Source organism: Nostoc sp. LEGE 06077 (assembly GCF_015207705.1).
Taxonomy (GTDB): Bacteria; Cyanobacteriota; Cyanobacteriia; order Cyanobacteriales; family Nostocaceae; genus Nostoc_B.
In genome coordinates this window covers 1-10,911 of record NZ_JADEWI010000102.1, presented here as the reverse complement: position 1 = coordinate 10,911, position 10,911 = coordinate 1, and the positions used below count along the sequence as shown (strand labels likewise).

Sequence of the window (10,911 nt, the reverse complement as noted above, 5' to 3'; positions counted from 1 at the left end):
GACCTAGTTGAAGAAGCTACAAGATATCAAAAATCTGATGAAAGTTAAAATTTATCTTACTCAGAGCTTAGTTAGCGGATATCATCCGCTAACTAAGCTCTTCCCCACACCTTTTTTCGTTCACCCGTGCTATTCTGGCTGAATATTCTGGCAATCAGACAACAATCTGTAGAAGAGATTGTCCGCGAACACTGGCAAACCTACGGACGCAACTACTATTCTCGTCATGATTATGAAGAAGTAGATGCCGAGGGAGCCAACAGCTTAGTAGAACAACTGCGATCGCAAATACCAAACCTGAAAGGAAAAAGATTTGGTAAGTATGAAGTTGAATATAGTGATGACTTTAGCTACACCGACCCAGTTGATGGCAGCATTAGTCAAAAACAAGGGATTCACATCGGCTTTACTGATGGCTCTCGTATTGTTTTCCGGCTATCTGGTACGGGTACTCACGGTGCAACTTTACGAGTTTATCTAGAATCTTACGAACCGGATACGGCTAAACAAAACCTCGATCCGCAACAAGCACTAGCAGATTTAATTACAATTGCTGATGAAATTGCTCAAATTCGCACCTTCATAGGTAGAGAACAGCCAACTGTGATTACATGATGGGTAAAAAAATTAAGGATATTAGACGCTGTGAGCTTACCAGAAAGGTAATTTACAAAGCAAAACAAGCCTGGGAAAACAATGGGGAAAGGGAGATTAGAAGCCTTTAGCGATGGTGTAATTGCGATTATCATCACTATCATGGTGCTGGAATTAAAAGTGCCTCATGGGAGTGATATAGCCGCACTCCGCCCATTGCTGCCAATATTCTTGAGCTATGTCTTAAGTTTCGTCAACGTTGGGATCTACTGGAATAACCACCATCACCTGCTACAGGCAGTCAACCAAGTTAACGTTCCCGTAAAGGTATGAAAAATAACATTCTTAAATTTGGGGAACAGCCGCACAAGTTAATGATGGTTGCAAATTTACAGAAGATTTGTCGGCAATTAATTCAATTTTGCCTTGGGCGTTACCGAAAATAATGGGATACAAGCCCCGTCGTTCTAGGACGGCTTTTCTTGATTCTTGATATATTCCTTAAGAATTTCCAAAGGCACACCTCCTACTGAAATAGCAAAATAACTAGGACTCCACAAAGATTCTTGGTGTGGTTTTTTATATCCAGCTTGCCCATAACGACGACTAGAAACACCTTTTAAGGCATTCACTATTTGAGAAATAGACAGTTTTGGTGGATATTCAATCAGTGCGTGGACGTGATTTCCTTCCCCGTTGAACTCAATTACTTGAAAGTCCATCTTTTCGGCGACTTCTTTAAACGACTTTTCAATCAAATTAAGACTATCTGATGTGAACACAGACTTACGATATTTCGTCACGCAGACCAAGTGTATCTTTAAATCTGTAACACTGTGCCTTTCTCTTCTAAATATAGTTGTCATTTTATGCAGACCAATATATAATATACATATAGACCAATTATAGCATCAAGCATGAAAGCCAGGTGTCAGTATCGTTTCTATCCAACAGACCAACAGCAACAGAGTTTAGCTCAGTTGTTTGGTTGCGTCCGTGTGGTTTGGAATGATGCTCTGGCTCTCTGTAAGCGGTCTGAGAAGTTGCCAAGTAATAACGACTTGCAAAAGTTGATAATTACCCAAGCGAAAAAGACTGATGAACGTATTTGGTTGTCCGAAGTCTCAAATATCCCATTGCAACAATCTGTCGCAGATTTGGGAATTGCCTATAAGAACTTTTTCGACTCTCTAAAAGGGAAACGCAAAGGGAAGAAAGTAGGTAGCCCAAAGTTTAAAAAGAAAACCAATCAACAATCGGCACGGTTCAGAATTGGTGGTTTTTCAATCAAAGGTAATGAGGTCTATTTGGCTAAAATTGGCAACGTTAGCCCTATTTGGTCTAGAGAATTACCATCATCACCTAGTTCTGTAACAGTCATCAAGGATTGTGCTAACCGCTATTTTCTCAGCTTTGTCGTAGAAGTTGAACCAGAATCCCCGTCCTTAAGGACGGGGACTATGGCTAAAAACCAAAGCATTGGTATTGATTTAGGGATAAAAACTTTTGCTTTTATGAGCAATGGGGAGAAAGCGGAAAGTCCTAATTATTCAAAGTTAGACCGGAGAATTCGCAAATTCCAAAAGAAACTAGCACGTCAACCAAAAGACTCACGGCGTAGAAATAGAACTAGAATTAAAATTGCAAAGCTGCACAACAAAAAAGCAGATACTCGCAAAGACTTTCTACACAAACTATCCACCAAAGTCGTTAGCGAAAATCAAGCTATTGTTTTGGAAGATTTGAATGTGTCAGGAATGGTTAAAAACCGTAAACTTTCTAGAGCTATTAGCCTTCAAGGATGGAGAGAATTTAGAACTTTGTGTGAAGGCAAGTCTGAGAAACTTAATCGAGATTTCCACGTTATAAGTCGATGGGAACCAACAAGCCAAGTTTGTTCTGATTGTGGCTACAAATGGGGGAAACTTGATTTAAAGGTTCGGTCGGTTCAATGCTTAAATTGTGGAACTGAACACGACCGAGATGAGAATGCAGCTAAAAATATAAATAAAGTCGGGATAGGGCATTGCCACGACTCTAAACGGACGCAGAGACGGAGTAAGACTAGCAACAGTTAGCATCTGTCAACGAAGCGTCAAGAATCACCTCGCCTTCAGGCAGGTGAGTATGTCAAATCTATGTTTTCCTTCACATCCTTAAGGCGAATGGAAAAATTCAGCACTTTGCTAAAAGGATTCAAAAAGTGGACACCGGAATCAAGACTGTTTTCAGAAACCTGACCAAAGAAGTTAACGATGCCGACATTGCCTGGTGGGACAATAACCAAAACCCTAGAAATGGAATGTAGTATTGCAACACTACCAATTAATATAGTTATCCCGCGTACAACTAAACGAGATTTTTGGCTGGATATCTTGTCTGTGTTCAGGTAAATGAGAATTGCGATCAGGCTAGTTAGAAGAGTAACTATAAAGCTCATGAGATTTTATTATATGTTGACGTTACATACTTAAGCAGTATCATACTTCGGAAGCAACTATTTGTAGCTTTAAGTTAAAATTTAATTGTCTTAAATCCAGATTATTAGCTTTGGGCTGTGTTCTATCTCTATGGCAGATTAAGTCATTACTAGTAGATTAAAAGCCATAGATATTAATAAAGTTGCACCGATAATAATCTGATTTTAAGTACTGTATGGCTGGGCAAAGCTTCACCTACTGCTTGTGACAGTAGCATAAGTCCTATTTAATTCGCTGCCATAAAACAGTAATAAATAACATGGCAAACAATGAATGTATAATGATTACAAGTGTATTAATCATGCTGCCAACAAAACTGTAAAGTTGGGAGATCGCTACCAGACTATGAAAAATGGATAAAGCGATTAATCCTGGTTTTAGTTCTTTTTTATCAGTCATATCTAGCATTAAAAAACTCAAAACCCCCAAAGATAAAGCACCACATCCAATTACCCGGAGTAAAGAAATAGACAGTTGGCTATCCAGAGTAAGCAAAGTTGGAAACAAGAGAAATACGCAACCAATTCCTATTTCAAAAACAGTATTGGCGATTAATAGCATTCGCATTGAGGAAGAGGATTTTTTGTGAAGTTAAATGTACATTTACGGTAAGTATTCAGGAGGCAGAATTCAGGAATCAGAAGGTTTAAAGAATAAGGAGAAATATTTGATGAATTAATTTGCTAATCCTCTAGATATTTCTAAATTCTGGCTTCTGACTCCTGGGTGCTGAATTCTTACCATTTACGATACAGCACTTATGTCCTAAAATTATTTGCAATCGCTCTGGTACTTGTGATCGCTTTTATTTGTAATTTAATTGCTAACATTAGTTTTAAAGCTCTTAGCCCAACTAGTCAGCCAACTGGTATATGCCAAAAATTACCCTAGAAGTATCAGAAGAATTATCTCAACAACTAGCACAAGTTGGCGATCGCCTACCCGAACTACTGGCTTTAAGTCTGCAACAACCAGCAATCCCCGCAGAGATATATCGATATATTCTGAACTTTCTAGCCAGCAATCCCACACCCGAACAAATTGCTCAGTTTCAACCGACACCACAGATGCAAGAGCGATTACGGACTTTAGTAACACGTTCTAAGGCTGGGGAACTCACGCCTATTGAGTTAAAAGAATTAGATGAGTACGAAAAGATTGAACATTTGATGGTGATGATTAAAGCTGGTAATTTAGCTTATTTAGGCGTTGATTCGTGAGTTTAAGTTATATCCCGGTTGCGCTGCGTCGCTTAGTAGAAGAACGGGCTAATTATAAATGCGAGTATTGTTTGCTGCCAACTAAAGTAGCGTTCTTCCCGCATGAAATCGACCACATCATTGCTCAAAAGCATGGTGGCAAGACAGATGCAGAAAATTTGGCACTTACTTGCTGGCGTTGTAATCGCCACAAAGGTACTGATTTAGGCTCTTTTGATCCACAAACAGGTGCTTTTAGTTTTTTATTTAACCCGCGTACTCAACAGTGGATTGAACACTTCAGTTTTTCAAAACTAACTATCGTAGGATTGACAGATGTAGGACGTACTACAGTTTATTTATTGCAAATGAATAACGAAGAAAGAATTGCAGAAAGACAGAGATTACAATAATTTGCAGCTTGTAAACAAATCCTCCAATTTAATCCGTTGGTAGAAATGATGAGGTGAAAGTAGGTGGTGAAAGACCTAAGAAAGCAGCTATTAGAGATACTTAACGCCCAGGTTCAGAACAGAGGCATAGCAGGTGTTGCTGTTGCACTGAATCCAAGTACTCAACCCGAATCTGTTTGGTATGACTCGGCAACTGTTGATGAACCCATATTCTTGGCATATAGCATTACCAAAACATTTAGTGCAGCTATGTTGCTGTTACTACAGGAAGATGGACAGTTGAGTCTGGAAGATTCTTTAGCGCGTTGGTTTCCCGAAATTGCTCAAGCCGATTGTATTAGCCTTCGCCAACTTCTCAACCATACCGCAGGTATCCCTGATTATGGTTCACTGCAAGCTTATCATGATAGTGTGCGCTCTTATCCGTCTACTCCTTGGACATTTGAACAGTTTGCGGCAGTCACGTTTGAGCAGGGGTTGTGCTTTACTCCCGGAACAAGTTGGGCATACTCCAACCCTGGCTATATGCTGCTCAAACGCATTGCCGAAGTTGTCAGTGGCATTTCCTACCGCGAACTGATCTTCAAATACATCATCCAACCACTAGGATTAAGTCAAACTTTTGTACCAGAATCGATAGAAGAACTTTCTTCACTAGCTCCGGCAACATCTCGTGCATTGGCTGTTGATAAAACGACTCGTGATGTCCGTCAATACTATCATCCAGGTTGGGTGTCTCATGGTGTGATTGCATCAACACCTTCTGAGATTGTGATGTTTTTAAATAGTTTGTTTAGCAATCGTCTACTCTCACCACAAAGTCTCAAACAGATGGTAGAACTTGTACCTATTGCACCACAGACTAGCACAAATATATCTACGCAACAGCCGACTCTGCCCTGGTTAAAGCCTAGTTATGGGCTGGGACTTATGGGAGATCCAGCATCAAAATGGGGATTAGTGTTAGGCCACAACGGCGGTGGCCCTGGATATAGTGCTAGTGCATTTCACGCTCCTGAATTAGGGGGGATATCAATTTGTGCAATGTGTGCAATAGAAGAAGGCATTAAGGCTGAGGAGATTGTTTTTACGGTTTTAGATTTGTTTAAATCAACCAAAGAGATTGCTGTTCATGATCTTCAGATTTGAGCTTAGTAAGCCATTTCTCAATCTATAACTACGAACGTAGTTACTTTCATAATTATTCTGAGAATGCCCGCCAGAAATTCTTACTAATAGACTTCAGGCTAACTGTCTGGGTTTGGGTATTCTCCATTTTAGTATTCCGCCCAACAACCACAGCTTCGGATGGTAACAGTGAATCGAGCAGTTGAACTTGATGGTCAACATCCACCACACTTTGATAAATTCTGTAAGGATCAATTTGCATCCCCAAAGGAGTAGGAACGATTTTTAAGTATTCGTTAAGTGTCTGGAGATAACTGTTATTAAAATTGTGATTAGCCACATAAGTACGTAGGCTATTCAGTAATTGCAATGCTCTCCTAATATCTGCAACAGAACAACTAGAATCCATCTGCGGCTGACTTTCTTGATAACCTTTAGCTTTCTTTTCGGCTATGAGATTGTAATATTTAAAAATAGCTTGTTGTTGACTGGTTAAAGAGTGAACTTTAGTTTGGGCATTGTAGCCGACTCGACCCCATTGCACTGTTACTTTATTATCTTCAACCTTAGCTGACCAGAATTTGTTACTGTTGTTGGCAGCATCGACATAAACTAAGTAAGTTTCCATGATTTTTAGTCCTTAATTAATAATGAGGTGAATACTTTATTTAAAAATATTCACCTAAATGAGCTATTGTTTTTGTAAATAAGGTAAGGCAGATTTAATTACTTCTTGGTCTTGTTGTGTTCGTCCCAAATCAGGCTTTGTTGCGTCATCATTAGCAACTACTGTAGCTGCTGATTTGGCTAAATCTTCGGGGCATCCTCTATCGGTGAGGGCTTGAACAGTCGCATCATGCAACCCTTGATTTTTCATGAGTTTATCCTTGATATTTTTAATGATTCAGATGGCTATCTGCGGAGCAAAATTTTTGTTGCTGGAGGGGTAAAGTAATTATTAATTTTTTTGGGCATTTACCCAACAAATCTGCACTTTCATCCTATTGAGTTACACCTATAGATAAAATTTAAAACTTTATTTACTTCTATGGTATGAGGTAAAATCCGCAGTTAATGATTCATGCTTACAAAATACAATTTAATGTAAACATCGCGTATTCAACTAGTAATAATTTGAGGTCACAACTATGAATCATATTCAAGAAAAAGACATAGTGAGACTGACACGCAACGTAGATCATGAATTGCAAAAAGGTTTAGTAGGAACAGTCTTACAATGTCATTCAGATAAGTTTGAAATTCATTTTCCGCTTCAAGGTAAGAACCTTCATGCTCAACTTCCTTTGCAAGATATCGAGTTTGTAACCAGAAGTGAAATGTTGTTGTAGCGTCAAGCCATCTTACCATTGGATTGTAGAGTGCTACTCTGCTAAAAAAATCTGTGTTACTTGACTAAAGACAGCAACAGCCATTCGTAGGAGAAAAAAGCATGAAGGCAGATGAATTATTAGCGCAATACGAAAATGGCATTAGAGATTTTACAGGAGTCAACCTTAGTGAAATATTTTTGGAAGGTGCTAACTTAAGCGAAATAATTCTCGACGGAGCTATTCTTGATGGCGCAGAGCTAAGTCAAGTAAATTTTAGCAAAGCCAGCTTGATTGAGGCTGACTTAAATGGTGCAAATCTCACACAAGCAAATCTAAGTCATGCAAACTTGAGTGGGGCAATTTTAGATGGAGCAATCCTCGAAGAAGCTATCTTAGATGGTGCTAATTTAAATCAAGCCGACTTAACAATAGCTAAGTTGATTGGTGCTTCTTTGAGTGAAGCTGAACTCAAAGAAGCTGATCTGACAGGAGTGTCTCTAAATGAAGCCGATTTAAGCCACGCAGATTTGGCAAAAGCAGATCTAACTCAAGCCGATCTTAGGCAAGCCGAATTAAACAACGTTAACTTGAACCAAGCTAATTTAGATAAGGCTAATTTAGAAGGTACGATTCTAGAACCGTAGTTTGTTAGGCAATAGTCGTAGCAATCGCGTTCTTCCTCAATTCAAATTCCGAAATTTCGCAGTCCTTAAGGATTTGGTGGTTTGGTCAGCGATCGCCGTTGATGCCGCCCGTGCCGTCTTCGCCCAATCTCGCATCCGCTCTACCGCCGCCGCATCCTGAACAGCCAGTGGTGTAATCGTCTGCCGACAAGCCTCCAGATCACCCAAAGTCACCTGTTGAGGTCTGCCTTCATCGAATGCCAACAGTGCAGCTTCAGCAGCAAGCGTTTCAAGTTCTGCGCCTGAAAATTGGGCGGTGTTAACAGCGATCGCTTCAAGATACTCCGATTCAATAGTGATGCCAAAGCGTTGCAGATGAATGCTGAGGATTTGCGCTCGTTCGGGAACGGTTGGTAGATCGACGAAAAACATTTCATCAAATCTGCCTTTCCTTTTGAGTTCAGATGGTAGTGCTGATGGGTCATTGCAGGTTGCGACGACAAACACACCAGCAGTACATTCAGACATGAATGTGAGGATGTTCCCCAGGATTCGCTGTGAAACGCCGCTAGTGTCGCCTTGTCCAGACAAAGCTTTTTCGATTTCGTCCAACCATAGGACACATGGAGCGATCACTTGGGCTGTCTTCAAAGCCCTACGGATATTGCCTTCCGACTCACCAACCAGACTACCCAGCATTGATGAAATGTCGAGTTGAAGTAGTGGTAGATTAAGTATATTAGCGATGTTCTTTGCAAGTAATGTTTTACCTGTACCTGGAGGCCCTACAAGCAACACACCTTTAGGCTGAGGCAAATGCAGATTTCTTGCCTCTTGCGTAAACAGCCGCCGCCGACGATTCAACCACTCGCGCAATAGGTCGAGTCCGCCAAACGGTATGCTTGCAGGTTTCCCTAACTCAATACCCATTTGAGAGAGCAGCCGAGTTTTATACGCAACAGCTAATGGTGTCACAGTCGCATCCATAGTAATACCATTGCGGCTCAAACGCTCTTTAACTGTTAATCGTAAAAAGTCGCTGATTTCTTCAAGTGTCAGACCTAAAGCCGCTCGTGCAAGTGCTTCGGTTTCAGCCGCCGTCAAGGAGACACTAAACTTGACTTGTTGTTTTTGTGCTTCCTCACCCAAATACTGCAAGTATGAATCAAGATGTTCTTGGATTTGTTCAACGGTGGGCAGTGGCACTTCTGCAAACGGAATCAACCGCACCAAGGACTCGTGCAGTTGGATGTTTTGACCCAGAAAGATGATACGTTTGTCGGTTGGTTTTAACCTGTGGTAAAGGTTTTTCACTCTGGTCAAGATTTCCCAGGATAACTGCGGTGAGTTACGCCCAATAAAGGGATGCACATCACCCAGGATGAATACGCCATTGCCTGTGAAGTTATTGATGTACTCGAAAATATATATTAGCGGGTCTGCTTGTGGTGGTTTTTTATACTCTGGTACTGACTTAAAGACCAAACCACCATCAGCAGCAATTTGGCATTGTTCAAGAGTAGAGACTCCCAAGTTCCAGAAGTAGGTTGGGCATTCAAGTTTTTCTTGTGCGGAAGATGCCAACCACTGAATAATCGTAGCTTCTTCTGGGGCGAGTACCTCTAATGCCGCAATGGGAATTTGTGAATCCAGGGTACTGAATAGGTTATTTAGGTTCATGTTCTTCTTGATACGGTATTGGTGCAAGTTTTTCATGAGTGCTGGTTTGTTGGACAAGCACTTGATAATATTCGGCATCGCCGTCAAATACTTCTGCTATTCCATTGGACTGGGGATAAGCAAGTGCGTTGACGATGGCATTAAGTAACACGCACAAGCCTTCTGTATTAGCTTTAATGATCACAGGTTGTCTTGGCTTGCGCTGTGCGTAGATGTGGATGAAGGGGTATTCTTTTGGTAAATCCATAAACGCTGGGGGAAAGCATAGTAATTGTGGCTTTCCCCTTCTCTCCTTATTGTCTTAATCTGGTTTGATGCGCTGAAGTTGTCCGTATTTGCTGAGTTTGGGCTTCAGCTTTAAACTCCCGTTCGCCCACAACCCCCAAAGCTTGTTCAAAAGGCTGTGTCGCTTCCAGACAACTCAAACCTTCAAAACCTTCCGCCTCAACTCGCACTTCACCAGTAGATTTGTCAAAATGTATTAATACTGAGCGTTCCATAAATTATCTCCGTGCGAATTGTTGAACTTCCTGATGTCCGGCAAAAGTCAGGCGTAGGGTTTGCACTTGGCCGTTGGTTTCTTCACTAATACTGCATTCACCAAATCGCTCTTGTAATTCAACAGCTTTTGCCAGTACCATCCGTTTACCGTATGCTTGCATCAACTGATGGCTGAAGAAGTTTTCCCCAAGCCGAGGTGTTGTTTCATATTCGTCGTGTATCACTTGGTACGCACTATCGGTGGCATCCCACTTAAAACCAATATCTGCACGAGCTTTTATGGTGTAACCAGGGACTACAATCTCTGCACTTTGACCTTGCGAATCCCCGTAGTAACCCGTTAATGGCTGTGGCGTTTCATAAACCTTGGGTTGCAGTTTCAGATCTTCTAAGGCTTGCACCAAGCATTCACGGTTGACTAAACGAGTTTTGACTGTTGAGAAATGAGACATCTATTATCTCCTTTGAGTTTGAGTTGGTAAAACGACGCGAACAGTAGTGACAGAATCATGAGTTTTCGTTTCCACTACTTCACCACCCATCTGCGTAGCAAGTTTGGGCAAGTACAAGTTGATATATTCTTGTTGCAGCTTGGGCAGGAAATTCCGTCCTAGTCCTTGACCTGCTTTTGCTAAACCTGCGCCCTGGTCATAGTCGCTAATTAGGCATTCGTACTCAATACCGTTCCAGTAAAAACCTAAATCATTGCTGAGACTGCTAATTTGGTTTCGGGGTACAACGATGTGGGCAGTTTGTTCTCTCTGGTCGCCTCTGTAATCATAAAGATGTACTGGCTGATCATGGATTTGTGAGTAGAACCCAAACCGTTGCAATGTAGGGTGTTGACTTTGAGAGCTTGATGATGGTAGCTTCTCATGCAAGAACTATGTAACGAACTCAAAGTCAATGCAAGAGTTTAAAAGCCCAAGCAGTCGGTTGGCAAGGCTATTTCACAAGGGTCG

Annotated in this window: 17 protein-coding genes and 1 pseudogene; 9 read left to right on the top strand and 9 right to left on the bottom strand. The window is 41.1% G+C overall.

The window, feature by feature from the left end; genetic code table 11:
- Positions 1 to 126: 126 nt before the first annotated feature.
- Both IQ244_RS31520 and IQ244_RS31515 read left to right on the top strand, forming a co-directional pair.
- Positions 127 to 615: pseudogene (locus tag IQ244_RS31520) on the top strand (alpha-D-glucose phosphate-specific phosphoglucomutase); the annotation flags it as partial.
- Positions 616 to 696: 81 nt separating this feature from the next.
- Positions 697 to 927 (top strand): TMEM175 family protein, encoded by a 231-nt coding sequence (locus IQ244_RS31515; RefSeq protein ID WP_228059285.1) that lies wholly within the window; start codon positions 697 to 699, stop codon positions 925 to 927.
- Positions 928 to 1,061: 134 nt separating this feature from the next.
- Here IQ244_RS31515 and tnpA read toward each other — a convergent pair whose 3' ends face one another.
- Positions 1,062 to 1,460: an IS200/IS605 family transposase gene (gene tnpA / locus IQ244_RS31510; RefSeq protein WP_193900604.1), complete on the bottom strand. Its 399-nt coding sequence runs from the start codon at positions 1,458 to 1,460 to the stop codon at positions 1,062 to 1,064.
- Positions 1,461 to 1,511: 51 nt separating this feature from the next.
- On the opposite strand from tnpA, the gene IQ244_RS31505 reads away from it, so the two are divergent.
- On the top strand, positions 1,512 to 2,672 hold the full coding sequence (locus IQ244_RS31505; protein ID WP_193900603.1) for an RNA-guided endonuclease InsQ/TnpB family protein: 1,161 nt from the start codon (positions 1,512 to 1,514) through the stop codon (positions 2,670 to 2,672).
- 35 nt (positions 2,673 to 2,707) lie between these two features.
- On the opposite strand, the gene IQ244_RS31500 is transcribed toward IQ244_RS31505, so the two are convergent.
- Positions 2,708 to 3,034 (bottom strand): SPFH domain-containing protein, encoded by a 327-nt coding sequence (locus IQ244_RS31500; RefSeq protein WP_228059284.1) that lies wholly within the window; start codon positions 3,032 to 3,034, stop codon positions 2,708 to 2,710.
- A gap of 392 nt (positions 3,035 to 3,426) precedes the next feature.
- On the opposite strand from IQ244_RS31500, the gene IQ244_RS31495 reads away from it, so the two are divergent.
- The 4 genes from IQ244_RS31495 (at position 3,427) to IQ244_RS31480 (ending at position 5,835) form a co-directional block, all read left to right on the top strand.
- Positions 3,427 to 3,663, top strand: coding sequence for a hypothetical protein (locus tag IQ244_RS31495; protein WP_193900602.1), 237 nt, complete (start codon positions 3,427 to 3,429; stop codon positions 3,661 to 3,663).
- 283 nt (positions 3,664 to 3,946) lie between these two features.
- Positions 3,947 to 4,294: a hypothetical protein gene (locus tag IQ244_RS31490; RefSeq protein ID WP_193900601.1), complete on the top strand. Its 348-nt coding sequence runs from the start codon at positions 3,947 to 3,949 to the stop codon at positions 4,292 to 4,294.
- On the top strand, positions 4,291 to 4,686 hold the full coding sequence (locus IQ244_RS31485) for an HNH endonuclease (RefSeq protein ID WP_193900600.1): 396 nt from the start codon (positions 4,291 to 4,293) through the stop codon (positions 4,684 to 4,686). Before IQ244_RS31490 ends, IQ244_RS31485 begins: the two co-directional genes overlap by 4 nt.
- 66 nt (positions 4,687 to 4,752) lie before the next feature.
- Positions 4,753 to 5,835, top strand: coding sequence for a serine hydrolase domain-containing protein (locus IQ244_RS31480; protein WP_193900599.1), 1,083 nt, complete (start codon positions 4,753 to 4,755; stop codon positions 5,833 to 5,835).
- Positions 5,836 to 5,887: 52 nt separating this feature from the next.
- Here the strand turns inward: IQ244_RS31480 and IQ244_RS31475 are convergent, their stop codons facing one another.
- Positions 5,888 to 6,442: a WGR domain-containing protein gene (locus tag IQ244_RS31475; protein WP_193900598.1), complete on the bottom strand. Its 555-nt coding sequence runs from the start codon at positions 6,440 to 6,442 to the stop codon at positions 5,888 to 5,890.
- A 63-nt stretch (positions 6,443 to 6,505) separates the two neighbouring features.
- Positions 6,506 to 6,691 carry a hypothetical protein gene (locus tag IQ244_RS31470; RefSeq protein WP_193900597.1) on the bottom strand — a complete coding sequence of 62 codons (186 nt, stop codon included), beginning with the start codon at positions 6,689 to 6,691 and terminating at the stop codon, positions 6,506 to 6,508.
- 271 nt (positions 6,692 to 6,962) lie between these two features.
- Here IQ244_RS31470 and IQ244_RS31465 point away from each other — a divergent pair, with 271 nt between their 5' ends.
- A complete protein-coding gene (locus IQ244_RS31465) occupies positions 6,963 to 7,163 on the top strand; it encodes a hypothetical protein (RefSeq protein WP_193900596.1) in 201 nt (66 codons plus the stop codon).
- 101 nt (positions 7,164 to 7,264) lie between these two features.
- Positions 7,265 to 7,789, top strand: a complete 525-nt coding sequence (locus IQ244_RS31460) for a pentapeptide repeat-containing protein (protein WP_193900595.1) — start codon at positions 7,265 to 7,267, stop codon at positions 7,787 to 7,789.
- A gap of 36 nt (positions 7,790 to 7,825) precedes the next feature.
- Here IQ244_RS31460 and IQ244_RS31455 read toward each other — a convergent pair whose 3' ends face one another.
- The 5 genes from IQ244_RS31455 to IQ244_RS31435 all read right to left on the bottom strand — a co-directional run bounded on the left by IQ244_RS31455 (position 7,826) and on the right by IQ244_RS31435 (position 10,782).
- Positions 7,826 to 9,448, bottom strand: a complete 1,623-nt coding sequence (locus tag IQ244_RS31455; protein WP_193900594.1) for an AAA family ATPase — start codon at positions 9,446 to 9,448, stop codon at positions 7,826 to 7,828.
- Positions 9,435 to 9,632 (bottom strand): hypothetical protein, encoded by a 198-nt coding sequence (locus IQ244_RS31450; RefSeq protein WP_228059283.1) that lies wholly within the window; start codon positions 9,630 to 9,632, stop codon positions 9,435 to 9,437. Before IQ244_RS31450 ends, IQ244_RS31455 begins: the two co-directional genes overlap by 14 nt.
- Positions 9,633 to 9,741: 109 nt before the next feature.
- Positions 9,742 to 9,948 carry a DUF2997 domain-containing protein gene (locus IQ244_RS31445; RefSeq protein WP_193900592.1) on the bottom strand — a complete coding sequence of 69 codons (207 nt, stop codon included), beginning with the start codon at positions 9,946 to 9,948 and terminating at the stop codon, positions 9,742 to 9,744.
- Positions 9,949 to 9,951: 3 nt separating this feature from the next.
- The gene (locus IQ244_RS31440) at positions 9,952 to 10,401 is read right to left on the bottom strand and encodes a DUF1257 domain-containing protein (RefSeq protein WP_193900591.1); all 450 of its coding nucleotides are present in this window, start codon (positions 10,399 to 10,401) and stop codon (positions 9,952 to 9,954) included.
- A 3-nt stretch (positions 10,402 to 10,404) separates the two neighbouring features.
- Positions 10,405 to 10,782: a DUF1257 domain-containing protein gene (locus IQ244_RS31435; protein WP_228059282.1), complete on the bottom strand. Its 378-nt coding sequence runs from the start codon at positions 10,780 to 10,782 to the stop codon at positions 10,405 to 10,407.
- Between the last annotated feature and the right edge of the window lie 129 nt (positions 10,783 to 10,911).